Annotated in this window: 15 protein-coding genes; 13 read left to right on the top strand and 2 right to left on the bottom strand. The window is 52.4% G+C overall.

The features are described 5' to 3' along the window. Positions 1-42: 42 nt before the first annotated feature. Positions 43-1,356 (top strand): Nramp family divalent metal transporter, encoded by a 1,314-nt coding sequence (locus AC1A0G_RS07210; protein WP_476528531.1) that lies wholly within the window; start codon positions 43-45, stop codon positions 1,354-1,356. 280 nt (positions 1,357-1,636) lie between these two features. Here AC1A0G_RS07210 and AC1A0G_RS07205 read toward each other — a convergent pair whose 3' ends face one another. After that, positions 1,637-3,256, bottom strand: a complete 1,620-nt coding sequence (locus tag AC1A0G_RS07205) for an MDR family MFS transporter (protein WP_476528530.1) — start codon at positions 3,254-3,256, stop codon at positions 1,637-1,639. 559 nt (positions 3,257-3,815) lie between these two features. Here AC1A0G_RS07205 and AC1A0G_RS07200 point away from each other — a divergent pair. The 10 genes from AC1A0G_RS07200 to AC1A0G_RS07155 all read left to right on the top strand — a co-directional run bounded on the left by AC1A0G_RS07200 (position 3,816) and on the right by AC1A0G_RS07155 (position 22,299). Then, positions 3,816-5,312 carry a sugar transferase gene (locus AC1A0G_RS07200; protein ID WP_476528529.1) on the top strand — a complete coding sequence of 499 codons (1,497 nt, stop codon included), beginning with the start codon at positions 3,816-3,818 and terminating at the stop codon, positions 5,310-5,312. Positions 5,313-5,441: 129 nt separating this feature from the next. Then, positions 5,442-7,376 (top strand): DUF4012 domain-containing protein, encoded by a 1,935-nt coding sequence (locus AC1A0G_RS07195; protein WP_476528517.1) that lies wholly within the window; start codon positions 5,442-5,444, stop codon positions 7,374-7,376. Between the two features lie 367 nt (positions 7,377-7,743). Then, positions 7,744-12,303 carry an Ig-like domain-containing protein gene (locus AC1A0G_RS07190; protein ID WP_476528516.1) on the top strand — a complete coding sequence of 1,520 codons (4,560 nt, stop codon included), beginning with the start codon at positions 7,744-7,746 and terminating at the stop codon, positions 12,301-12,303. 81 nt (positions 12,304-12,384) lie between these two features. After that, on the top strand, positions 12,385-15,339 hold the full coding sequence (locus AC1A0G_RS07185; RefSeq protein WP_476528515.1) for an Ig-like domain-containing protein: 2,955 nt from the start codon (positions 12,385-12,387) through the stop codon (positions 15,337-15,339). A gap of 408 nt (positions 15,340-15,747) precedes the next feature. Then, a complete protein-coding gene (locus AC1A0G_RS07180) occupies positions 15,748-16,614 on the top strand; it encodes a glycosyltransferase family 2 protein (protein ID WP_476528514.1) in 867 nt (288 codons plus the stop codon). Positions 16,615-16,671: 57 nt separating this feature from the next. After that, the gene (locus tag AC1A0G_RS07175; protein ID WP_476528513.1) at positions 16,672-17,772 is read left to right on the top strand and encodes a glycosyltransferase; all 1,101 of its coding nucleotides are present in this window, start codon (positions 16,672-16,674) and stop codon (positions 17,770-17,772) included. Positions 17,773-17,784: 12 nt separating this feature from the next. Beyond that, positions 17,785-18,903, top strand: coding sequence for a hypothetical protein (locus AC1A0G_RS07170; protein ID WP_476528512.1), 1,119 nt, complete (start codon positions 17,785-17,787; stop codon positions 18,901-18,903). A 93-nt stretch (positions 18,904-18,996) separates the two neighbouring features. Continuing rightward, complete coding sequence (locus AC1A0G_RS07165) at positions 18,997-20,022, top strand: glycosyltransferase family 2 protein (RefSeq protein WP_476528511.1); 1,026 nt, start codon at positions 18,997-18,999, stop codon at positions 20,020-20,022. Positions 20,023-20,163: 141 nt separating this feature from the next. After that, positions 20,164-21,195 carry a glycosyltransferase gene (locus AC1A0G_RS07160; protein ID WP_476528510.1) on the top strand — a complete coding sequence of 344 codons (1,032 nt, stop codon included), beginning with the start codon at positions 20,164-20,166 and terminating at the stop codon, positions 21,193-21,195. A gap of 15 nt (positions 21,196-21,210) precedes the next feature. Continuing rightward, positions 21,211-22,299 carry a glycosyltransferase family 2 protein gene (locus tag AC1A0G_RS07155; protein WP_476528509.1) on the top strand — a complete coding sequence of 363 codons (1,089 nt, stop codon included), beginning with the start codon at positions 21,211-21,213 and terminating at the stop codon, positions 22,297-22,299. Positions 22,300-22,342: 43 nt separating this feature from the next. Here the strand turns inward: AC1A0G_RS07155 and AC1A0G_RS07150 are convergent, their stop codons facing one another. Beyond that, entirely contained in the window at positions 22,343-23,434 is a 1,092-nt protein-coding gene (locus AC1A0G_RS07150; protein WP_476528508.1) for an NAD-dependent epimerase/dehydratase family protein, read from the bottom strand. A gap of 146 nt (positions 23,435-23,580) precedes the next feature. Here AC1A0G_RS07150 and AC1A0G_RS07145 point away from each other — a divergent pair, with 146 nt between their 5' ends. After that, a complete protein-coding gene (locus tag AC1A0G_RS07145; protein WP_476528507.1) occupies positions 23,581-25,371 on the top strand; it encodes a thiamine pyrophosphate-binding protein in 1,791 nt (596 codons plus the stop codon). Between the two features lie 81 nt (positions 25,372-25,452). Further along, positions 25,453-26,949, top strand: coding sequence for a lipopolysaccharide biosynthesis protein (locus tag AC1A0G_RS07140; protein ID WP_476528506.1), 1,497 nt, complete (start codon positions 25,453-25,455; stop codon positions 26,947-26,949). The last annotated feature ends 30 nt before the right edge of the window (positions 26,950-26,979 follow it).

Raw genomic sequence — 26,979 nt, 5'->3', positions numbered from 1 at the left:
GGTATGGAAGAGAATAACGGTAACGATACAGTCACAACAACCATGAACCCGATCGAGCGGCCGGCCGCCGAACTGGAGGTCGAACGCGCTCACGTACGCGAGGGACAGGAACGGCAGCGCGGCGGCAAACGCGCCAACGGGCGCAAAGGCCATGCGCTCGCCAGCATCCTTGGCCCCGCGTTCGTGGCGGCCGTCGCCTACGTCGACCCGGGCAACGTGGCGGCGAACATCACGTCCGGCGCGCGCTACGGGTACCTGCTGGTGTGGGTGCTCGTGCTCGCGAACGCGATGAGCGTGCTTATTCAGTACCAGTCCGCGAAACTCGGCATCGTCACCGGCAAATCGTTGCCGGAGCTGCTTGGCGAACGCATGAGCGACGCCGGACGATTCATGTTCTTCATGCAGGCCGAGGTCATCGCCATCGCGACCGATCTGGCCGAGGTGATCGGCGGTGCGATCGCGCTGAACCTGCTGTTCGGCATCCCGCTGTTCATGGGTGGCCTCGTAATCGGCGCCATTTCCACGGTGCTGCTGTGGTTCCAGGGCGGCAAGACGCATCGCCTGTTCGAAAAGATCGTGATCGCGCTGCTGCTGGTCATCACGTTCGGATTCATCTTCGGCCTGTTCATCGCGCCACCGGACCCGGCAGCCGTGTTCGGCGGGCTGATCCCGCACTTCACGACCACCGATTCGGTGCTTATGGCCACATCGATGCTGGGCGCGACGGTTATGCCGCACGCGATCTACCTGCATTCCACGCTGGTGAACGACCATTACGCGCCGGGGGAGGCCAAGCCGACCGTGCGTCAGTTGTTGCATGGTTCGAAGATCGACGTGGCGTGGGCGCTGATTCTCGCCGGTTCGGTGAATGTGTCGCTGCTGATCATCGCGGCCAATTCGCTATATGGCATGAAGGGCACCGATTCGATCGAGGGCGCGCAGCACGCGATCGTGAGCGTGTTGGGGCCGGTGGTCGGCACGATCTTTTCGATCGGCTTGCTGGCGTCGTCGCTGAGTTCCACGTCGGTCGGCACGTACGCCGGTTCGGAGATCATGCACGGACTGCTGCGCATCAAGGCACCGATGTGGGCGTGCCGCGTGGTCACGCTGGTGCCGGCGTTGATCGTGCTGTGGTTCGCGCCGAACCCGACACAGGCGTTGGTGGTTGGTCAGGTGATTTTGTCGATCGGCATTCCGTTCGCGATTATTCCGCTCATGCGGTACACGCATGATAAGGAGTTGATGGGGGAGTATGTTGACGGGACTGCCAAGCATGTGGTCTTCATTGGCGTGGCGGCGCTGATTGTGGCGCTGAATGTGTTGTTGATCGTGTTGACGGTGCTTGGCAAGGCGTGACGAGCACCGTTGCGCGTGAGTTCCGAAGATAGCATTGTGTCGGGTTGTTGATCGGGGCGGTTTTGTGAGGCTTTCTGCGAACTTTGAGGCAGAATCTCACGCGTGTGGAGGTCTTTCTGCGAACTCTGAGGCAGCCAGACCGTGCGTCGAGCCTGTTTTGGTATCGATTCCGGGCTGATTGCGGGTATTTGGCAGGGTGGGCTGCCTCAAGGTTTGCGGGAAGACCCCTGCGGAACGGCGAAACTGCCTCATAGTTTGGAGAAAGAGTTCTTTTCCCCTCTTATCGGGTGCGCGCGACGCGCGCCTCGTGGAAGTGCGCCACGGCCTTCTGCGCCGCCTCGTGCGACGAGCCGGCCCCCGCACCCTTGACGCCGAAGATCACGATCATCATCTGGACGAACACGAGGAACGCGCTCACGCGCAGCGTCCACTGCGTGCCGAAGATGCTGGCGTCGATCTTGTTGCCGCCGTGCACCTGCATCAGCGTCTCCATCAGGATGACGAGCACCGGGGCGCCGATCGCGCCGGCGATCTGACGTACCGTGTTGGTGACGGCCGAACCGGCGGATACCTCGCTGTGGTCGAGACAGTTGAGCGACCATGTGGTGATCGGCATGATGATGAAGCCCATGCCGATCTGCCGCACGAACTGCCAGATCGACACCCACCAGATCCACGTGTTGCGGTCGATCAGGCTCATCATGATGGTGCCGAACAGCAGGATGCCGGTGCCGGTGATCGCGACGGGACGCGCCCCGAGCCGGTCGAGGAGCTTGCCGCCGAAGAACTGCGAGATGCACATGCCGAACGCGCCGGGCATCATCACCAGACCGCTGATCGTGGCGGAATAGCCGCGGTCGTTCTGGATGTACAGCGGCATGATGACCATGATCGAACTGAACGCGAAGAAGCTCAGCGCCGCGCAGATCGTGCCGACCGTGAAGCTGCGGTTTTTCAGGACGCCGAGATCGAGCAGTGGGGGATTGACTGGCTTGCGGCTGGCTTGTGCCGGTGCTGCCGTTTGCGCGGGCTGCGCCGTGGCCTTTGCCGCATTGAACGCCCGCGCCCCGTGCACCTGCCGCATCACGAACCACACGATGCCGGCGATGCCGACCAGCACCGCACCCCACACCATCGGATGCGTGAACGGATACGCCTCGATGTTCGTAAACCCGAACATCAGTCCGCCGAAACCGATCACCGACAGTCCCACGGAGAAGAAGTCCGCGTGCGCGTCCGGGTCGTGTTCGCCGAAGTTGTGCAGCTCGAACATGGCGAGCAGCAGTGAGACCACGCCGATCACGGTGAGCGTGAGGAAGATGGAGCGCCAGCCGTTCGCGTCGGTCTGCCAGCCGCCGATGGTCGGGCCGATGGCCGGCGCCACGCTCATGGCCATGCCGACCGTGCCCATCGCCATGCCGCGGCGCGACAGCGGGTAGATGGAGAACACGGTGATCTGCAGGACCGGCCACATCACGCCGGTGCCCACCGCCTCCAGCAGACGGCCAAGCAACACCACGAGGAACGACGAACCGACCCAGGCGAGCAACGAGCCGATCGTGAACACGATCATCGACGTGATGACGATCTGGCGGGTGGAATAGCGGCGCGTCAGATACGCGGTGAGCGGCACCATCACACCCATCACGAGCTGGAAGATCGACGTGAGCCACTGCCCGGTGGTCACCGAGATGCCGAATTCCGAGACGATGGTCGGCAGGGCCGCGCTCAGCTGCAATTGCGTGAAGTTGCCGACGAACGTGATGAATGTGAGGATCGCGATCGAGGTGAACGCCACTGGCGTCAGATGGCCGTTCACGTAGGTCTCGGCGCTGGTCAGCGCCCGTGAGCGATTCAGAGAGCGTCCCAATCGACTCGCCTTGTCCCCGCGATTCATCATCTGCCCCATACGCCACATTCTTCCCATACACGGTCGTTGAAAACTCAAATAGCCTACACCTATATATGGGCAATCGTGGCAATTTCCGTGATGATGTTCGGCAGGTCTGCATAAGGAGCGGACACGGCTATGTTTGCGTAACCACTGCATAATAGTCACCGTCCTGTCAGTTTATAACATTGCAGATGTTTGTTTTTCGCGAGAGCTTCCATTCTTGCCGAATCGCTCACAAGACGGTCGTGATGAACGACGCATTATGAGATGCGCCCCTATAATATTCGTGTACGTGCGCTATCGGGGGTATAGTATGCGAGGGACTGTTGTCCGGTTTGTGATAGTGCACGCATCTGGTTATGTGTGCGGTGTACCTTACCGGATAAGTATGGTTACAGGCCATGCATGAGAGGATAAATGGGAGACGCTGATGGCAGCTATACGATCTGACCAGACCGCGACAGGCGAGCAGGGGAATGAACGCAGAATCGCTGGCACCGGTACTTCGGGGAATACTCATTCCGGGCAACCAATCAGTACTGGTTCATCTCGGCTGCTCAACGACATGAGCGCCGGCCAGTATTCCCGCGTCCAGTATTGGCGCTTCTTCCTGAATCTCGCTCTGATGCTGTGCGACACGGCGATGTTCATCATCGGTTCGGCCACCGCACTGCTGCTGTTCCGTCACGACGAGAGCGTGACGTTCGTGGATTCACCGATCCTGAGCACCACGGTGTATCTGGTTATCGGTGCGTTCGTATGGGCGTTCTGTCTGCGCCACGCCGGCATCTACCACCGTCACGTGATGGGTGACGGTTATCAGCTGGTGCCGATGATCATCAAGGGTTCGGCGGTCAGCTGGGTGACATTGTGCGCGGTCAACTTCATGTTCCACGTGAACCTGTCGCTGTGGGCCGTGACCGTGATGATCGTGTTCTCCTGTCTGCTGACGATCGGGGAGCGCATGGTCGCGCGCGCGGTCATCACCCGTGACCGTCAAAAGGGCGCGTACACGTATTCGACGATCGTCGTCGGTTCCCCGAAGGGCATCGCCGACACGCTGAAGTTCCTTGAGGATCGTCAGCAGCTCAACTACAAGCCGGTGGCGATCTGCCCGATCCGGAAGAATCCGAGCACAGGCGTGATCGAATCCGCACGGCTTAGCGATGACGAACTGCAACAGCTGGTCAGTGTCTGGGATGTCGCTGATCTGCCGGTGCTCGCCTATGATGGCAAGCTGGCGGAGACCGCGGTGCGTATGAAGGCGCAGACCGTGATGGTGACCGATGTGTTGCACCGCGAGTCGGATGATTTCGCCGCGTTCTCCCTGCCGCTCGAGTCGCTGGGACTGGAGATCGCCCTGTTCTCGTCGGCGGCTGACATCGCCGGTCACCAGTTGACTGTGCGCACGCTCAAGGGCGTGAACATCCTGACGATCAGCCTTGCCCAGTACGGCGTGGCGACGCGCATCGTCAAGCGTCTGTTCGACATCATCGTCTCCGCGATCCTGATCGTGCTCACCTCGCCGTTTATGATCGGCGTGGCGATCGCGATCAAGCTTGACGATCACGGCCCGATCCTGTACAAGCAGGAGCGTATCGGTTTGCGAGGCAAGCCGTTTAAGATCTACAAGTTCCGTTCGATGCGAGTGAATGCCGACAAGCTCGACGCACAGGTCGCCGCCGCGAACGGTCAGGAACTGGGCGCCCGCTTCAAGGTGAAGGACGATCCGCGCATCACCAAGGTCGGCCATTTCATCCGCAAGACCTCGCTGGACGAGCTGCCGCAGTTCTTCAACTCGTTCCTCGGTACGATGAGCGTGGTCGGCCCTCGTCCGCAGCGCCAGTATGAGGTGGACGAATATGATCCGGTGTATGCGACGCGACTGCTGGTCAAGCCCGGCATTACCGGCCCGTGGCAGGTGTCCGGTCGCAACGATCTGAGCGATGAGGAAAGCCGTCAGCTTGATGTTGCGTATGTGCAGAACTGGTCGATTCTGGGCGATTTGGTGTACATCTTCCGTACCGTCGGCGTGATGCTCAATCCCAAGGGCGCGTACTGATATTTATCGCGTATTGCCACGATAAGAGCCGTCAATCATCCCCCTCTACTACACTGGGACTTCGGTTTGTGAACTGATCCGAATCCGGCTCTGGTGCTGGACTGATGGGGGAAGGAACGGTGGCTCGCGGTGACTGAGCACACGTCTGACGATGATTTGAATGACGCATTCGCCAATTTTTCCGGCAACGCGAATGCCGGCAACGATCCCGGCGAATTCACGTTCATGACGGACGGGGCAGCGAGCCCGGCACCGGACGGCGAACAGCCGGTTCAGCCGGAGCATCATCATCGTCGGCGGATGAGCCCGCAGCATATTCGCCGCATCAAGCGTCGGCGCCGCCGGCGTCGTATCATGATCGGTGTCGGCGTGCTGCTGTTGGTGCTCATCGCGCTAGCCGCATGGTTCGGCGTTTCTGCGATGAAGACCAAGAACGAAATCCAGCAGGCGGTGTCTTCCGCAAGTGGCTTGCAGGAGACGATGCTCAGCGGTGATTCCGCCAAGCTCAATACACAAGTGGCGGATTTCACGACTCACGTCAACGCGGCGTACGGTCAGACCAGCTCGGTGCTGTGGGCTGTTGCCGCTCGCGTGCCGTACATCGGTGACGATATCACCGCCGTGCGCACTGCCGTCACGTCGCTGGAGAATATCTCGTCGCAGGCGTTGCCCGCGCTCACTGATTCGTTGGGCAAGCTCGATCTCAACAGCATCACGATCAAGGACAGCACGATCAGCGTTCCTGGTCTGTCCGACGCCGCCGAAGGCATTAAGCAAGCGGATTCGGTGATCTCTGCCGCGAACCAGTCCGTGATCGCAGCGCCCACGCCGCATGTCGCGCAGGTGGCCGATGCCATGAGCCAGGCCAAGACGTATTTGGCCAGGCTCACCGATACCGTGCACAATGCATCCGTATTCGCCCAGATCGCGCCGAAGATGCTGGCGATGGACGGTCAGACTCGCACGTACCTGATTCTGGCTCAGACGAATTCGGAGATTCGTCCGACCGGCGGTATGCCGGGTTCGTGGGGCACGATGACGGTGACCAACGGCAAGGTTGACATGCAGGAGTTCGTGGCCGAAACGTCTATTCCGGCGCCAGACAGTCCGGTCGTCGACCTGACCGCCGAGGAACGCACGTTGTTCACCGACAAGCTCGGTCGCGTGCCGCAGGACGTGAACTTCACCCCCGACTTCCCGCGCACCGGCGAGATCGCGAAGGCACTATGGGCCAGCAAATACCAGACCCAAGTGAACGGTGTGATCGCCATTGATCCGGTGTTCCTGCAGAACATGCTCGCCGTGACCGGCGGCGTGACGCTCGAGGACGGCACGACGATCGACGGTACAAACGCCGCAAAGTTCCTACTCAGCGACGTGTACTCGCAGCAATCCGTGAGCGATCAGGACGAATACTTCAGCGCCGCCGCGTCGAGCGCGTTCAAGCATATCGTGCAGCAGTCCGGCGATCCGAAGGCGTTCATGAAGGCTGTCACCACGTCGATCTCGCAGGGCCACATGCTCGTGTGGAACGCGAACGCCGACGAGCAGAAGCTGCTTGAAACGACGAAGATCTCCGGCAATCTCGTCACCGCCGCGTCGGACCCGCAGGTGGGTGTGTACTTCTCCGATATCACGCAGTCGAAGATGGACTGGTATCTCAAGCGTGAAGTGACCACCGAGTTCGACAAGGTGGCCGCGAACGGCGCGAACCAGTACACCGTGCACATCAAGCTGACGAACATGATGGCCGCCGATCAGGTGGCGTCCACGCCGCAGTACGTGCTCGGCGACCAACTGCAAGGCATTGCGAACGGTCAGATCAAGACCGCCGCGTTCGTGTACGCTCCGGCCGGTGGTCGATTGGTTGATTGGAAGCTCAGTGACGGTAGCCAGTTCGACGGCATCACCGTGCACGATGGACTCACGGTGGGTGTGAAGACGTTCCTGCTCAGTCCCGGCGAATCCTACGAGATTACCGTGCATGTCCAGTCCGCGCCGGGCGTCGAGACGCCTCTGACTCTGCGTCAGACCCCGCAGATCGAAGGCCGCACGGACAAGTAGACCGGATCGATACGGCTTCAGCGAAAAGACCCTGCCTCAGGTGGGGTCTTTTTGTACCCCCGCAAATTGACAACGCTTGCAAAAATGGGTTACCATGAAAGGCAAGAGTAAGCAAAGACGCTGAAGAGAGCGTTCCTCTCCACAGCACCGGAATGAACCGGAGCCACAAGCCCACCGGAACAGCAAGGTATTGCCCTCGACATAACCCAATAGTGCAAACGTTGTCGAAATATAGCCGCCAATATACTGCAACAGCGGTGAAAATCGGCAGTAAACAGCGATTTTCGTCAAGCAAAACACATGGGAACGTGTGCATAGCCCAACGTCAGTCCGTGCGTTTGCGAGACCACAGAAGCAAAGGAGCAGCATGTACACCGGCTATCCATCGGATTCGGAAGGCAGTGCGCGTTCGTTAGAACCGCGTCGCGCCCGCCGCAAGTCCCCGTTTGCAAAGGTTGGCAAAAAAGCGGTCGCATGGATCGCCGCGGCCGCCACATTGCTCGGCGGCATCTCCGTCGCCACCATGTCGGCCACGGCCGACGAAGGCGTGACCGACAGCTACGCCAACACCCGCGGCAACGCCACGTTCGAGGCCGCCCGCGAAAAGTACGGCCTGACCGAATCAATGGATTCCGGCGCCATCCTGCACGCCTGGATGTGGTCGTTCAACACCATCAAGGAGAACATGGCCGCCATCGCTGAGGCCGGCTACACCTCCGTGCAGACCGAACCGATGAGCCACATCAAGGTGAACACCGCCAACGGCAAGAAGTTCACCGAAAACTGGTACTACGTCTATCAGCCCACGAACACGAAGATCGGCAATTTCGTCGTCGGCACTGAGGACGATCTCAAGGCGCTCACCGCCGAGGCGCACAAGTACGGCGTGCGCATCATCGTCGACGTGGTCGCCAACCACTTCACCTCCGACTGGAACGCCATCGACTCCGACTGGAAGGACACCAGCCTCTTCCACAAGCGCACCAACTGCTCCGGCGCGAACGGCGACAACATCAACTATTCCAACCGCTGGCAGGTCACCCAGTGCCACCTGCTCGGCCTGTGGGACATCAACACGCAGAACCAGACCGCCGCGAACAAGATGAAGGAATTCCTCGTGCAGGCCGTCGCTGACGGCGTAGATGGATTCCGCTTCGACGCCGCCAAGCACGTCGAGCTGCCGGACGAGCTGGGCGAGCACTCGATCTACTGGGATACGATCCTGCAGAACGGTGCGCAGTACCAGTACGGCGAGGTGCTGCAGGGCGACTCCAGCTTGAACTACAAGGGCTACGCCGACCTGTTCACCAAGTACTCGTCGGACGGCGGCGGCAACACCGCGTCCAGCTACGGCCAGACCGTGCGCGCCGCGATCAAGAACGGCAACCTGAGCGCCGGCACCCTCAACAACTTGTCGAACGGCGGCGCGAAGAACGATCAGCTCGTCACGTGGGTCGAATCGCACGACAACTACGCGAACGGCGACAAGGAATCCACGTACCTCAACGACTACCAGCTGAAGATGGGCTGGGCGCTCGTCGCCTCCCGTCAGGCCGGTGCGCCGCTGTACTTCAACCGTCCGGTCGGCTCCGGCGGTTCGAACCCGCAGTTTGCGGAGAAGAGCCAGCTCGGTGACGCCGGCGACGATATGTGGAAGGACAAGTCCGTCGTCGCGGTCAACCACTTCCGCAACGCGATGGACGGCGAGGCCGAGTACCTGCGCAACTGCAGCGGCCAGAACTCCTGCCTCATGGTCGAGCGCTACGTCGCGGACGGCAACCATGCCAACGACGGCGTCGTGATCGCGAACATGGGCGGCGACACGAGCCTCGTCGGCTCGGCCACCACGCTGGACGATGGCACGTACAAGGACCAGGTCAACGGCGGCACCATCACCGTCGCCGGCGGCAAGATCACGGCCGGCACCGCCAAGGGCAACGCCGTGAGCGTCTACTACGACGCCGAAGGCAGCACCGCGAAGGTCGCCTCCGTCTCCGCCACCGCGTCCAAGTCGTTCAGCACCGACTCCACCACCGTCACGCTGTACGCGAAGAACGTGAAGAACGCCAAGTACACCACCTCCGAAGGCAAGTCCGGCTCGTTCAAGGACGGCGACACCATCGAGGTCGGCGGCTCCCTGAAGATCGGCGAGAAGGTCACCGTGACCGTCACCGCCACCAACGCGGAGACCGGCGAGACGCTCAAGAACACGTACACGTACACGAAGACCGAGGTCGAGGCGCAGAATCTCGCCAGCCAGTACCAGACCAAGACGAACGCCACGAAGAAGACCATCACGGTCGACGGCAAGACGAACGACTGGGACAGCTCGATGATCATTGCGCAGGGCGCCGCGAACGACGACCCGCGCGTCTACCGTCCGAACTCGATGTACGAGGTCCCGATCGATCTGTACACGCTGTACGGCACGTACGACGACGACAACCTGTACCTGATGTGGGAGATGACCAACGTCCAGGACGTGGTCGCCCCCAACGACAACTACCCGCTCACGCAGGGCACGCTGTTCAACAACATGAACGTCCCGTTCTTCTTCGCGTTCGACACCGGCGACAGCTCCACGCGCATCGGCAAGAGCGCGCAGCTCAACACCGGCGGCACGCTGTGGGATTCCGGCATCACCTGGCAGAACAAGCTCAACAAGGTGCTCGCGATCTCCACGAACGGCGCGAACGGCCCGTGGATCTACGGCGGCGACAGCGACGGCCTGAACGCGAACGCGCAGTACGGCCCGGCGGCCAACGCGAAGACCGAGACCGAGAAGTCCGGCATCGTGTTCAAGTACGGCACCGGTATTCTGAGCTCGCAGGTCAACGGCATCGACGGCGCGTACGGCACCAACAACGGCCGTGTGCCCGGCGACATGAAGGCCGACGGCAAGGCGAACTGGGTCAACTTCAACGAGAAGGGCCACAATTCGTCCACGATGGACTTCCACTATGAGATGTCCATCCCGCTGAGCGAGCTCGGCACCGACGCAGCGAAGATCGCGAAGAGCGGTCTTGGCGTGCAGCTGGTCGCCACGATGGGCAAGTCCGGCATGGACGCGCTCCCGTACGATCTCGCGGTGAACGACAACGCCGATCTGGACGATTCGGCCGGCTCGCAGGAGAACAACAGCTTCGAGAAGTCCGATCAGGACAACTTCACCGTGAACTTCGCGCGCATCGGCGGCTCCGGCTCCGGTGATTCCGGTTCCGGTGACGGCGATACGACCGTGAAGGTTACTTCCGTGACAATCTCTGGTGACGGCGTGAAGTCCGGAAAGCTGACGGCCGATCTGTCTGCGGGTGCCGCGACCGCGCAACTGACCGCGACCGTCAAGCCGGACAACGCGACCAACAAGAAGGTCACGTGGAAGTCGTCGAACACCGCGGTTGCGACCGTGGACAAGAACGGCCTCGTGACGTTCGTGAAGAAGGGCACCGCGACGATTACGGCGACCGCCGGCGGCAAGTCCGCGACCGTTGCCGTGACCGTGACCGGCGTCAAGCCCGTGGCGAACAACACGACCGTGTTCTATCCGAGCGCTGGCTTCGGCGCGAACTCCACCTACCTGCACTACCGCGTCGGTTCCGGTGCATGGACCACCGTTCCGGGCGTGAAGATGACCGCGGCGTGCGACGGCTGGGTCTCCACCACGATTAAGGACGTGAAGGAGCAGCAAGTCGAGTTCGTGGTGACCAACGGCTCCGGTCAGTGGGACAACAACGGCGGCCAGAACTACAAGGCGTCCGGCGCGACCATCGTGCTCAAGGACGGCCAGCTCGGCTCCGTGAGCCCCTGCGTGGCGACCGTCGAGAAGATCGCGATCTCCGGCGACGGCGTGAAGGACGGCAAGCTCTCGCTCCAAGTGGGCAAGTCCACCACCCTCAAGGCCACCGTCACCCCCGCCTCCTCGCAGAACACGGCCCGTGTTTCCTGGTCCTCCTCTGACTCGTCGGTTGCGACTGTGATGGGTACGGGCGAGGTGACCGCCAAGAAGGCTGGTACGGTGACCATCACGGCTGAGTCTGCTGGTGTGAAGGCCACGGTCAAGCTGACGGTGACTAAACCGGCTGTTGCAGTAACGATCAATGCCACAGCTGATCTTAAGTCCGGTGAGACGCTGTATGCATTTGGCGACTGGGGACAGACGAACACCTGGAGCATCAAGTCCGCAGTCAAACTGACTGGGAACACCACGAAGACTGGCGTTATTAACGTTCCAGAGGGTAACAACCTTACGTTCCGTTTGGTGAAGATTTCAGCGAATGGAGCATATGCGTGGGACCCTGCTCGTGATCATGCCATGGGCAAAATCACAGGTGCAAAAACCTTGAACGTGACATGGAATTCGAAGACGGTTAGCGATCTGGCGGTAGTCAAGATCAATGCGAAAGTATCGTTGAAGTCCGGTGAGACGCTGTATGCATTTGGCGACTGGGGACAGACGAACGCGTGGAGCATTAAGTCCGCGGTTAAGTTGTCTGGTGCATCTTCTCAATCCGGCACCGTTGAGATGAAAGAAGGCAAGACGCTGACCTTCCGATTGGTTAAGGTCTCAGCTACTGGTGGACTGACTTGGGACCCGGTTACGGATCGTATTGTCAAGAATGTGACTGGGACTAAGACGATCGGTGTAGCGTGGTCTTCTGCCAAGGTCACGACTGATGGTACTCTTCCTTCCGAAGAGATTCTGATTACTGGTTCTGGTGTCAGCCGTGGCAAGCTGACTATGTCCAAGGGCAAGCTGGTTCAGCTCAAACTGGAGAACGCGCCCACTGGCAAGGTCATCTGGTCTTCTGATGGTGCAGCTGTCGCCGTTACTGGTACCGGCAACGTGTACGGCGTGCAAGCCGGTACTAACACGGTCACCGCCACAGTGGGAGGCAAAACCGCAACCATCACCATCACCATCAAGTAACCACCAAACCCACAACCAACCATGGGCTGTTCCCAGAACACCACGTTCCAGGAACAGCCCATTTTTAAAGGCAACTCACATATGCAATACCCAACTTGGCTGACCTCCATTAGCAAGAAAACCGCCATATGGCTGGCCGTCACCGCCACCATGTTCGCCGGTCTCACCGCCACTACCGCAATAACCACCCACACCGCCGAAGCCGCCACCACCCGTGACAGCTACTCCGACACCGTCGGCAACACCGCGTTCGAAGCCGCCCGCAAACAGTACGGCCTCGCCAAGGAGATGCGCAACGGCGCTACGCTCCACGCATTCATGTGGTCGTTCAAAACCATTCAGGAGCATCTGCCTGAAATCGCCGAAGCCGGCTACACCTCCATCCAGACCGAACCGATCGTGGAGATCAAGGACAACCGCGAACTCGGCAAGGGTCGCTGGTACCTCAACTGGTATTACGTATACCAGCCGATCAGCATGAACATCGGCAATTATGTGATGGGAACCGAAGACGACTTCAAGACCCTGTGCGAGGAGGCCCACAAGTACGGCATCCGCATCATCGTCGACTCCGTCTCGAACCACTTCACCTCCGATTGGGACGCGATCGACCCCGAATGGCAGAACAAGGCATATTTCCACGCGCAGAAGGCCATCAGCGACTACAACAACCGCGAGGACTGCACACAGAACACACTCTCCGGTCTGTGGGATCTCAACACGCAGAACATGACTGTCGCCAACAAGATGCACGATCTGCTTCAGCGCACGGTCGCCGACGGCGCCGACGGTTTCCGCTTTGACGCCGCCAAGCACATCGAACTGACCGACGAGTTCGGCGGCTCCCAGTATTGGAAGACGATTCTGCCGAACGGCGCGCAATTCCAGTACGGCGAGGTGTTGCAGGATGCGAACGTGCGCGAAAGCGACTACGCGACCATGTTCGCGAATTCCGCGGTCGGCGGCGGTGGCATCACCACGTCGAACTACGGTCACGAGGTACGTAACGCGCTCAACGACCACAGTCTCAACACGCGTTTCTTCACCGACTATCAGGTCGAGACCGATCCTGAGAACATGGTCACATGGGTCGAATCGCATGATAACTACTGCGATCGTCAATCCGAGAAGCTCACCGACGACCAGATCAAGCTCGGCTGGGCGGTGATCACCGCGCGTAAGAACGGCATGTCGCTGTTCTTCAGCCGTCCGTACGCGTCCGGCGGCACGCAGGAATGGTTCTCCGAGAAGTCGCATATCGGCGATGTCGGTTCCGACCTGTGGAAGGACCCGGAAGTCGTGGCCGTGAACCACTTCCGCAACCGGATGGAAGGTCGGGACGACAATCTGAGCAACTGCGGCAATGATGGCTGCATCATGGTCGAACGGTATGTGAGCGACGGCAACGCCGCGAACGATGGCGTGATGGTCGCCGCGGACGAGGACGGCGGCACGTCGCTGGTCGGCCAATCGGTCAAGCTCGACAACGGCACATACACCGACGAGGTCACCGGCGCCACGATCACCGTGTCCGACGGCAAGATCACGGCCGGCTCCATCGCCAACAACCAGATCGCCGTGTTCTACAATCCGACCGTCAAGCACACTAAGATCTCGTCGGCTGAGGCGATGCCGAACACTGGCGAATTCGAGGACACACTCGACGTGACCATGCGCTCATTCAACATGAAGAACGCCACCTACACCACATCTGAAGGCGATTCCGGCACGCTCACCGATGGCAAGATCGTCACGGTCGGCAGCAAGACCAAGGGCGGTAGCAAGGTGACAGTGACCGTGAAGGGCACAGGCAACAACGGCAAGACCGTGTCGCATACGTATTCGTACACGAAGACCAAGCAGATCGACGTGACGTCGGTCGCGATCTCCGGCGACGGCGTGAAGAACGGCACGCTCAGCATGGATCTGGCCAAGATGACGTCCGCGCAATTGACTGCGATCGCGACGCCGAGCAACGCGTCGGCCAAGACAGTGACGTGGAAGTCGAGCGACGAGTCCGTGGCGACCGTGAACGCGGACGGCGTAGTGACCGGCCTGAAGGCAGGTACCGCGACGATTACGGCGACGGCCGGAGGCAAGTCCGCGACGTTGAAGCTCACGCTAACCGGCGAGATTCCGACCACCGCAATGACGACCGTGTACTACACGACCACGAACGGCTGGGCCGGCTACTACCTGCACTACAAGGTGGGCAACGGCGTGAACGGCAAGTGGGATTCCGACGTGAACGGCCGCGTGAAGTTCGAGGAGGCATGTGACGGTTGGGTCAAGGCCACGATCCGCACCGACGGTCAGCGGCTCGAATTCGACATCACCGACAACGGCGGCAACTGGGACAACAACGGCGGCAAGAACTACGTGTCATCCGGCTCCACCATCGTGATCGAGAACGGCAAACTCAGCACGGTAGCGCCTTGCAAGGCCACGCCTGATCCTGATCCGGACCCCAAACCTGATCCAGCGATTGCGACAGTGACAATCCGATCGGGAATCGCATTACAATCTGGCGAACAGTTGTACGCCTTTGGAGATTGGGGACAGTCGAACGCGTGGAGTCTTAAATCGGCGGTCAAGTTGGAGGGAACTTCTTCGCAATCCGGAACATTGACCATGAAGAAGGGCGCAACGCTGAAATTCCGTCTTGTCAAAGTCTCCGCAACCGGAAAACTAACATGGGACCCGACGGTAGATCGTATCATCACGAACATGGTGGATGGCACACGAATTGGTGTATCGTGGTCCTCTCCCAAAGCAACGCTGGACGGTAGCATCCCCGGTGAAATTCCGCTGATCACAGGCACGGGTGTAAGCCGTGGCAAGCTGACTCTGAAAAAAGGTAGTCTCGTTCAACTTAAGTTGGAGAACGCGCCGACCGGCAAGATTACATGGTCATCGGATGGAGCTGCTGTGGCCGTAACTGGTATAGGAAACGTGTATGGCGTGCAGCCAGGCGTAAACACGATTACTGCCGAGACGAATGGTCAAATCGCAGTTATTACCATCACTGTCCAATGATTCCGACTATAGGTAACTGACGAGTAGGGGTCATGAAACTCATGTTTCATGACCCCTACCTTGTTGAGGATGGCGCAGATGCGTGTGAGGTGGTGCTTTCCTACATGCAAGATAAGCAAGAACCTATTACGCGCACACAAGTAGAGCAGCTACTTGGCGCGAGTGCATCAAAAAGCGAAGTACGTGCTTAGGAAGCTGATCGGCAAAGGATTGATTCAACGGCAGGGAAGGGGCCGTGGAGTAAATTATGTATTGCGGCAGTAAGAATATCGTGTGCAATAATGCGTTATTTGTGACATCTCCTCCGTATGCACACATCTGAATGATATGTGCTGCCGTAGGATGACTTCCGTTTCTCCCTATGCCCCCGTAGAATGATCTCTGATATGGATGTAAGGGAGTATGGATATGAGACCTGAAATGAGTGATGCGTCAGCTGCGTTTGTTATCTTGACGTGGAATTCACAGAAATATGTCGATAAGTGCTTGAAGTCTGTACTGTCGTTGCCATTTAAGAAACTATCTGTGTTCGTGGTCGATAATGGTTCCCAAGACAACACGTTGAAGATCATACATGATATTACAGAACATGACTCTCGAATCAATCTTATTACGCTCAAGGATAATGAGGGTACCACGAAGTCGCGAAATCTGGCACTGAAAAGAATTGAATCGACAACGGATTATGTGTGTGTGCTTGATTCTGATACGGAAGTCAATGCAGTGGCCTTCGAAGAGCTCACAGACAAACTTGTACAGGACGTTGAACAGTCAATTGGCGTGATCGGTCCTCACATGCATAACAGTAAAGGTGAATGGCAGCTTAGCGGCCGTAATTTGTCCACTGTCGGAATCAAGCTACGCAAGGCATGCCCGATTGGTTTTGTGAAGCAGCGTGGAGCCCAGATGGAGATTCCGCAAGCTCCAGTAGTGAATCATCTGCAGGATGTTGGTTATTTGTTATCAGCTTGTTGGTTTATGCCGTATTCAACGATCCAAAGGGTAGGATTGCTGGATGAAAAGATTTTCTATGCACCAGAAGATGTTGATTTTTGTGTACGCATACATCAAGCAGGACTGCGAGTGGTCTTCTGTGATTCAGCGGAGATCATGCATGACTACCAGCGCATTTCGCATAAGAAGTTGATCAGTAGCACTAATGTGAAGCATATTGCTGGACTTATCTATTACTTTAAGAAACATGGTTATATGTTTAACCCGTCGAAATCTATCAATAAAAGAAGAGATATACCGATGGGCGACAATATGTGTTAAGTGGATTTGTGCTTAATATAACTTTAACTGCATCTACAATGAATGTGAGAGAACAACATGGTGTCTTGTCTTGTTTTTGGACTGCATGATGCGATTGGCGGAGTTGAAAAATATATGGAGAGTTATTGTCCATATATGATTAAGAGTGGAATTAATCTCGATTTTATTTCTCCATATCCTAGGATGGCATTAGAAGATGAATTTGAAGCAATGGGAGCCCATGTTTATCATGTTCCTAATTTTAAAAAAAACCCAATTGGATACGCGAGAGGTGTGTCTTTACTTCTAAAGCGCAAATCTTATGATGTTGCTTATGTAAATATGTTATCAGCCGCCAATGTGCTTCCTTTTATCATTGCCAATAAACGCGTGAAAAGAATAATCGCTCACTCCCATAACAATGATACGCCGAGGGGATTGATCAGGAAAATTTTACACGCCATTAATTATAAAGTGATAGAAAATATTGCAACTGACTGCTGGGCTTGTTCTCAGGTAGCTGGAAAATGGCTCTTTCCTGATATACCGATTCAACGTATTGAAGTAATTCCAAATGCTATCATGATGGCTGATTTCGTGTTTTCGTTAGATAGTCGTTCCCGTATACGGAAACGATTCGGCATCAAAAATAATGTTTTTGTATTTGGACATGTGGGAAGATTCGAAGAGCAAAAAAACCATATGTTCTTGATTGATGTATTTGCTGAAATTTGTAAAGTAAATTCACATGTTAGATTATTGCTTATCGGCGATGGTTACCTTCGGGCAAAGATTATTGATCGGATTCAGAAATACGGAATTTCCGATAAGGTTATCTTAACTGGATCGGTAACCAATGTTGCAGAATATTATTCTGCGATGGATGCTTTTTTGTTTCCCTCGAAGTTTGAAGGCTTTGGAATAGCCGCTATTGAAGCGCAAGCTGCTGGATTGCCATGTATTGTGTCTGATAATATTCCTAAAGATATAAATCTAACAGATATCCAATATCTTATTTTAGAAAAGAATGAATGGATAGATTCTTGTTTGCAGCTTATAAGAAATGGTTTCTCTTCTGCTAAAAGTAGAAGAGAGAAGCATGATAAATGCTTTGCTACGGAGTATTCAATTACAAATTCTCAAAAAAAGGTATGCTCTTTATTCTTGGAAAAAGCTTAATAAGGGATCGTTATGTCTTTTTTGATTATTGTGTTAATTTCTTTTATTTCATATTTTCAATCGTGGGCTTTTACGAAATATTATGATGTAACAGGCTATCGTATTGTTCTGTTAATTGTGGCGGTTTTGCTTAGTTTTGCGTTTTATTTCTTTTCAATTTCTGGTAATAAAAGGTATAATTTTTTATATGAAAAACTTTCTTGGATTCTTTTTGGTCTCTTAATCATTTCTTTGAGTGTTGATATTAAAAAGTTTTATTTGCTTATTCCCTTTATTGTAGGTTTTAGCTTTGCGAAAGAATCTCTTAAATCTCTTGTCAGACAAATGCTATTTGTATATTCGGCGTTCTTTGTTATAACGGTTATTTCTTCTTATATTTTTGGAAGTAGATTTGGCGGATTCTGGGGTTTCTATCATGCAAATCTGGCTTCTGGCTATTTAGTCGGAATACAAATTTTGTTGCTTCTTTATTGTGCATTGTATCCTCGGTATAGATTTATAATTTTCCCTTTTGTTTTACTTATTCCAGTATTGAACTATTTTACAAATTCCAGTGCAGGATTCCTTATATCGACTGTTCTTGCGATAATTTTTATTATACGGCCAAAAAATATATTGGCAAAGCATCCTATTCTTATTATTGTTATTTCGATTTTGCCTGCAATAATTAATTATGCGATGATATATTTTTATCGAATTGATCCTTTTGGCCTTGGTGAAAAGCTCAATGTTGCTTTGAGTTCTAGACCTTATATATGGGATATGGTACTTCAGAACTTTTCCTTTACGCTATTATCGCGAAAAGGGGATATTCTTTTTTCTGATGAATCTGGAAACTTCTATGGAATGCCCATTGATTCTTTATATATATCCATTCCCATCTTTTGCGGTCTGTTATTTTCTCTTTTTCTGTTTATTATTATTCTTAATTTTAATTATATAATTATAGAAACCGATAGTATTCAAAATACTTTGTTGAAAAACTATCTAATTTCGATTAGCTTCGCAATGCTTTTCTATGGAATAATCGAAACGCATGCTATTGAGTATCAAGTTAATCCTTTTATGATCATATTAATGATTTGTGTGTATAGATATTATGGTTTAGGAGAGAAAAGTTTTCTATATTAAGATATCTTATTATATTTGTGGGTAGTTTTTTATTTTCCTCATGAAAATATTTTATTCGTTTGATATTTTTTATCCTAAATGTAGGAGGATTAAATGTTGAGAATTTCCATTATTGTTCCTGTGTATAAGGTAAAAGATTATCTTCCGGACTGCATTAACAGTTTAGTGAGTCAGGACTATTCTGATTTGGAAATTATTCTCGTGGATGATGGTTCTCCGGATGAATGTGGACTATTATGTGATGCATATGCGAAAAGATACAGTAATGTCAAAACATTTCATAAGCCTAATGGTGGTTTATCAAGCGCTCGAAATTACGGCGCATTGAAATCATCGGGCGATTATTTATTGTTTGTTGATTCTGATGATTATTTAAAATCACCAAATGCTATTTCAGAGTGTGTAAGAAGTATTGATATCAATAAATCAGATTGTGTGGTTTTCACTTATCAGTTGGTGAGTGAAGATAAATCATTGTTGCCGGACGATGCTGAAGCTCCGGTTTTTCCTGATAATGTTTGTGTGGATAACAAAACTGCGCTGCAATATCTCCTTGAAGACCGTTTTCAGAATTTTGCTTGGCGATTTATGTTTAAGAGAAGTATTTGGAATTCATTTAATATTAGATTTCCTGAGGGGAAATTGTTTGAAGACATTTCGACGGTCTATAAAATATTGGAAAATTCGCGTAAGGTTTCTTTTGTAAATAAGAAACTGTATTTTTATCGTCAGCGTGGTGGATCTATCATGCATTCTCCGAGTATTTCTTCTGTCAAAGATTTACTTGAGGCTTTTATTGAACGTAGCGAAAGTATAGCAAAAAGTATTCCTTCTTTAGCACCTATTTGTGATTCGCAAAAATATAAAGCATACTATCGGACTGTTATGTTTACTTTTGTTACAAAAGCAAAAGGTAAAGAAGTGACGGACTTTAGGAATAAGTGTATAGACTATTTAAAGCGAACTCAGATTGATGATAGTATAATTAAATCGTTTAATCGCATGCAAAGAATTTCTTTATTCTTTATAAGACTGGGATTCCCTTTCTTTGCTATGTATATAGTAAGGCTTGGGAAAAAAATGCAATCTTTAATTGGATCTATCAAAATGTTGTTTTGATGATTTGTGATTATATATCTGTAATTTCTTTATTTTTTACTACAAAATGCTGTCTTAAGCATAATAAATGCTGTCATAACTTGATTTTCCCGGGTCCTTCTGTTGCAAATACTGTAACGTGTCTATAACGGTGGTGCTTGTATGTGTGTGGTGAGTGTTGTTGTTCCGGTGTTTAATGCCGTGTCGACGGTTGAGGCTTCGTTGAGGAGTGTGTTGTCCCAGTCTTTTGCGGATTGGGAGCTGGTGGTCGTCGATGATGGTTCCACGGATGGCACGGGTGCGGTGCTTGATCGTCTTTCGGCCGAGGATGCTCGTGTGCGTGTGATTCATAAGGAGAACACGGGCAGCGGGGACAGCCGTAACGTGGGTATGGATGCCGCTCGGGGTAAGTACCTGTGTTTCCTGGACAGTGATGATTTTCTGGAGCCGGATGCCTTGGAGTATCTGGTCGCCCGCGCCGAACACGACCACAGCCAAATACTCTTCTACAATAATTCGGATACATATTATGATGACCAAGGTCAAGTCGATCATGTTGAGGCGCATGATGGATATGCCTTTGATGTGACGGACAATGACGGTCTGAAGAAGCATTTTCTGAAATTAGGTGAAGCTCGATATTTGTTCACTTCGTGGAACAAGCTGTATCTTCGCGAATTCGTCATGAGTGTGAAGGCGCGATTTGCTACTGACATTAAGGTCGGTGAGGATATGCTTTTTACGCTTCCACTATATTGTGCAGTTCAAAGAGTTTCTTGCTCGGATCGTTCTTTCTATCGATATGCTATTCATAACGGTAGCTTGTTGCATTCCTTTTCTCGGAAACGATATCAAGATGCACGGTATGTATATAAGGAAGCGGATCGAATCATTGGCCAGTGGTATGAACCGGGTGTTTCGATCTATGCTCGTGATTTTGTAGTTCAAGTGCAAAATTTCATGTTTGCGCTTCTTGATGCGATCAGTCATCGTGAACGGACCGTTCTTCTTAGTTCCATGATCCATGATTCGGTCTTTATGGTTGCGGTGAAGAGAGCTGGTCGCATGCCTTACGGTGGTCAACGTGTGTTTACGGCTGTTGCCAAGACACGTAGCACATTGCTGATGGAACTATATTTGACCGCCGTACGACGAATTCGTGTTTACCGGGAATCGTCCAGTCGTCAGAATTGATTTAGGGGTGTTGTTGTGTGTGTGGTGAGTGTTGTTGTTCCGGTGTTTAATGCCGTGTCGACGGTTGAGGCTTCGTTGAGGAGTGTGTTGTCCCAGTCTTTTGCGGATTGGGAGCTGGTGGTCGTCGATGATGGTTCCACGGATGGCACGGGTGCGGTGCTTGATCGTCTTTCGGCCGAGGATGCTCGTGTGCGTGTGATTCATAAGGAGAACACGGGCAGCGGGGACAGCCGTAACGTGGGTATGGATGCCGCTCGGGGTAAGTACCTGTGTTTCCTGGACAGTGATGATTTTCTGGAGCCGGATGCCTTGGAGTATCTGGTCGCCCGCGCCGAACACGACCACAGCCAAATACTCTTCTACAATCACACTGACAACTTTTACGATGATCAAGGCAGCCCAATTCGGGTTTCAGGCTTTGACGGTGTCGATTTCTCCGGTCTCGGACCTGCTGCATTCAAACAGAGTCTGTTTGTTCTCGCTGACTCTATATATCTGCTTACTGCTTGGAATAAGCTGTATCTACGTGATTTTGTAGTGAAAACTGGTGCTCGATTCGCAGTCGGAGTAGCAGTTGGTGAAGATTCGTTCTTTGTGCACCCGTTGTACAAGCATGCAACCTGTGTATCCAGTACAAGTAGATCATTGTATCGTTACACAGTCCGTGAAGGAAGTTTGTTGCATTCGTCCTATACCACTAAACGGTTTGAAGATGCTTATGCGGTTACCAAATTCGATTTTGCTACGATGCGTGATTGGTATGAGCCGTCATTGAGCATATTCGCTCGTGGACTTGCTAATCAGACGCGCCTATATGTTGAATCAATGTACCGGCAGAAAGAACATTATTCGCGTGAGGAAAGATCCAAACTCATTAGACAACTCGCGACTGACCCGCTTATTCGTGAGTCATTCTCCCATTCCCGCAGAGGTCATTGGTCTACTCACATTGAGAAATCTTTGAGGTTGTTCTCCATTGGGCTGCTAACAGGTTCGGAAGCACTCACTCACGTTGCTGTTCTTATGGCGAAAGTATTGCAAAAATTCGATTCTGCGATATCACAAATAAAGGAGATCGTGAAAAAATTCCTGAAACGACCATAAGTATGAGGCCGTCAAGGCGTATCTTGACGGCCTCATAGTAGATTTATAAACCTAGTTCTTGCAAGGAAGGACGCTTATAGGAAATTGGCATGAGTCGATACATTAGATATTTGACCAGCTGCTTCCGATGGAATTCGGTCGCAGTAAAATCGTTAGTTGCATGATCCATTTTCGCCGTGAATACACAATTGATCGGACGAAAATGCGGATGCTTAAGGAAATGAAGAAGTTCATTTCTTAGAGCTTCAGATGAATCATGCATATCATGCTGAGTAAGTCCTGTTGCTGCAAGAATTTTTGAATTGTCCATTATTCGGTTGAACATGCGATCATACGAGATCTGATATCCAGCACCTGTGATTGCAATGAAATCTTCCTTGTTCACCGGAACAATGGAGATTTCTCTTCCAAGTGCTTCTTGATATATATTCAGTACGTCTTGCCATGCCATGTGTTGTGACGTTGCAACATTAAAAGTTTCTCCAAGAGCTTGAGGATTATTGATCAAACGGGAGATCATAACCGCCGAGTCCTTGGTCCAAGTGAGCGTGGTCTGTCGGTTCAGCATCTGGGGCAGAAAAGCAATTTTTTTGCCGTGCAGCGCACGCCATAGCCAATGCTCGCTTTCGAGTATTCCCAATTGGAAACGTTCCTTCGAGAACGTGATTGAAGGACGTAGAATAGTGTAATTATTCTTGCCAGAATGAGTGAGAAGATTCTCCTGACGTGCTTTGGCGAGGGAATATTCATCGGTCTGCAGGTATGCCTGATTTGTGGAAACATCAAGTAATCGTGGAGAATCTTCCGTAATAACAGGTGAGTCAGCGAACACACGATATGACGAAAGATATACATACTGACCGGTTGCGTTGAGGAAATCGGTGTATCGTGTCTCGAAATCCTTCGTGGGGTAAATCATGAAATCAACGACTGAATCGTATCTATTATGGAGGAGTTCATCAACGAACGCACGCTCTCTGGCATTGCCTTGTATATAACGCAGATTGTTGTTTGTGGTTTCATGATGTGAACGAGATGTGACATCTACCTTGAATCCCAGATTCAAGAGTTCTTGCGCCACATAGGTTCCGATAGCTCCTGTTCCGCCTAAGAGCAGTACTTTCTCTCCGGTCACATGTACTCCTTATGAGATTTCCGATACAGTAAGCACACTGTAATGATTTTCATGATACTGTACCCCCGTAATAGTAGCGTGAACATAGTTGATATATGGCGTGGCCTAGACTGAGTTCGTACCCGCTTGACCTGTGAGGATGAGACATGGTGAACTACACAGATGAGAAGAATGCCCAGATTCTGCTGAGCTTGTTGAAGAAGTACGGTATTAGGAAGATGGTTCTCTCACCTGGAAGTACCAATATTCCAATTTCCGGCAGCGTGCAGAACGACCCCTATTTCGAGCTGTATTCCGTTGTGGATGAACGTTCTGCTGCGTATATCGCCTGTGGGCTGGCCGCCGAATCAGGAGAACCGGTTGTGCTGTCATGCACCGGTGCCACTGCGTCACGCAATTATGTTCCAGGACTGACTGAAGCGTATTATCGCAAGCTGCCGGTTCTGGCAGTCACGTCCATGCACCTGCGTAGTGATGTCGGAAAGCTGATGGAACAAGTCATCGATCGCTCGGTGATCCAAAAGGATATCGCCCGTTGCTCGGTCAACATCGACCCAGTATATTCACAGCGTGAATTTGACGATGCCGCATTACGTATGAACATCGCTCTGTCTGAGCTTACTCGTGATGGCGGTGGTCCAGTTCACATCCAGCTGGTGTCTGACTATTGTGGCACTTTCACCACGCCTCAGCTGCCTGACGTACGTAAGATCACGCGACTCACCCTGTCGGAACAGGACGTTTGGCCTGAACTTCCTGCGGAAAAGCGCGTAGCCATTGTTCTGGGTGCACATCGAGATTTCTCCGATGCAGAAAAGACTGCCATTGAGCGATTCGCCAGTACACACAACGCGGTCGTGCTGACCAGCTGCACGAGCGGTTATCATGGCGAGCAATACTCACTTCAGGGGGCCTTGGCATGCGTCCAGCTCAATGGAGACAATCCGAATCATAATGCATTGAAACCGGATTTGGTCATCCATATCGGTGAAGTTTCAGGTGATTACCCGACTATTGGGTACATATCTTCTTGTCATACGCCCGTGTGGAGAGTCAGCCTCGATGGCGAATTTAAGAAACGATTCCCCCGTCTTGATTACGTGTTCCAGACAGATATGGTCCAGTTCTTTGACCATTATTCGAATAATCTTCCCGAGATTTCTGCTCATTCCTACGTAGACTCCTGGAAGACGTATGATGCTGGTTTGCGCAAGCGGTTCCCGGAAATGCCGTTCTCGAATCCTTGGATCGCGAAGACTCTCTCCAAGGAGATTCCTGATGGATCAATCCTGCACCTTGGCATTCTGAATTCTCTCCGCAGTTGGAATAACTTTGCGGTTAAACCGACAGTCACTACCATGTCCAATGTCGGTGGATTCGGTATTGATGGTGTTGTCTCTACACTGGTTGGAGCCAGTCTTGCTCGACCTGATGCATTGTGTTTTGCTGCAGTCGGAGATCTTGCGTTCTTCTACGACATGGATGTATTGGGCAATCATAATCTCGGTAAGAATGTACGCATCCTGCTGGTGAATAATAATGTTGGTGCTGAGTTCCGCATGTCGACTCATATTGCTTCGCAATTTGGCCAGCAGGCCAATGACTATATTGCTGCGGCATATCACAACATCGATCATTTCCACACTGATCGTCCGTTTGTCTCAGCAGCCAAGGGATGGGCAGAGGCTCTGGGCTTCCGCTATCTCAGCGCTCGGACCAAAGACGAGTTTGAACAGGCTAAGGGAGAGTTCCTGAGCAACGACTCCGACGCACCGATTTTGTTCGAGTGCTTCACGACTGCTGCCAATGATGATGCCGCGAAGGAACTTCTGGAGCATATTGACACGGCAAAGACATTGAAAGCGGAAACCAAGCGTCTCGTGAAGAAGATCGTTCCGGCTTCAATGGTGCAATCGATTAAGAAAATCGTGCGTTAGCACCAGACTACGCTGAATTTTGATGTTGCCGAAAGAGGTACGTGAGGTTCTCGTTTGAAAAGCCAACGAAAAATTGGATTAGTGCTGAACTATACAACGATTCTTGCCAAGAACATCGTTAATCTGTTTTATACTCCGCTTTTGCTTCACTTTGTCGGTCAGGCGGATTATGGCGTATTCCAGATGACGAATTCCGTTGTATTTTCGCTGACGCTACTTAGTATGGGATTCAATACTGCTTATGTGAGGTTTTACTCGCAACGAGCTGTGCATAATGATCAAAAAGGCATTGCACGTCTTAATGGCATGTATATGCTGGTGTTCATGTGTATGGCAATCATATGTTTGATTGCCGGTGCCTTTTTAGTAGCGAATACTCAGGCATTATTCTCTAGCGGCCTGACGCCAAGCGAAATTCAATTGGCAAGAGGACTTATGATTGTCATGGTTGTAAATATTGCCATGACATTCCCCAGCACGGTATTTGATTCATTCATTCTCGCCAACGAACGATTCTTGTATCGCCAGACACGTCAGCTCGTGTTGTCGTTGGGCACTCCAATCGGTGCGGTTGTCTTCCTGTTTCTTGGCTCAGGCGTAATGGGCGTTGCAGTGATCCAGACGATACTGACCGCAGCCCTTATGGTATCGAATATCAGATATTCATTCAGTAAACTGCACATGAGTTTCGATTTTTCGTCATTCGACGTGCAATTGCTGAAAGAGGTTGCCGTTTTTAGTTTCTGGATCTTCCTGAACCAGGTCTTTGACATGGCAAATAACAATGTACCAAATTTCCTGCTCGGTGCGATGGCTGGCTCGCAGATTGTAACGGTTTATTCCATGTCTATCCAGATTCGCAACATGTTCACCACGCTATCAGGATCGATCGTTGGCGTATTTGCTCCGAAAACAAACCTTATGGTCGCAAAGTCTGATGACAATACAGAACTTGTGCATCTCATGGCACGAATCGGCCGATACCAGATGTTCATGTTTATGTATGTCTTCGGTGGATTCATCCTACTGGGGCAGTACTTTGTTCATATTTGGGCGGGCGACAGGAACGCAGATGTGTATTGGCTCTGTCTGTTCACGGTTCCGGCTATTTTGGTGCCGATGGTTCAGAATCTCGGCATCGAGATCCAACGAGCGAAAAATCGGCACAAGGCTCGTAGCATTGTCTATATTCTAGTGGCAGTTCTCAATGTCGCGCTCTCTATTGTATTGATACCTGTCATAGGGTATTGGGGAACTGCTATTGGTTTCGTAGTCAGTGCTGTTCTTGGAACATGGATTTTCATGAACTGGTACTATCAGGTCAAAATCGGACTTGATATGTTCTATTTCTGGAGGCAAATGGCACCCCTGTTCTTAGGAGCTATTATATCAATCATCATTCCAGGAATTTATGTATTTCTATATCCTGTGAGCAATATTATGATGTTCGTGATTATTGGCATCGTATATACACTGATATATTTCCTCATAGCATGGAAATGGACTTTTAATCAAGATGAGAAACGGCAGATTGCTTCTTCCTTGAATCGCAAAAAACTTAAGCACGCAAAACAATAGTTTATAAACGATCTAGATAAATATCAGAAA

This window comes from Bifidobacterium sp. LH_230 (genome assembly GCF_056357555.1).
The sequence above is the reverse complement of the archived record's forward strand: the minus strand, read 5'-3'. Positions and strand labels throughout refer to the sequence as shown.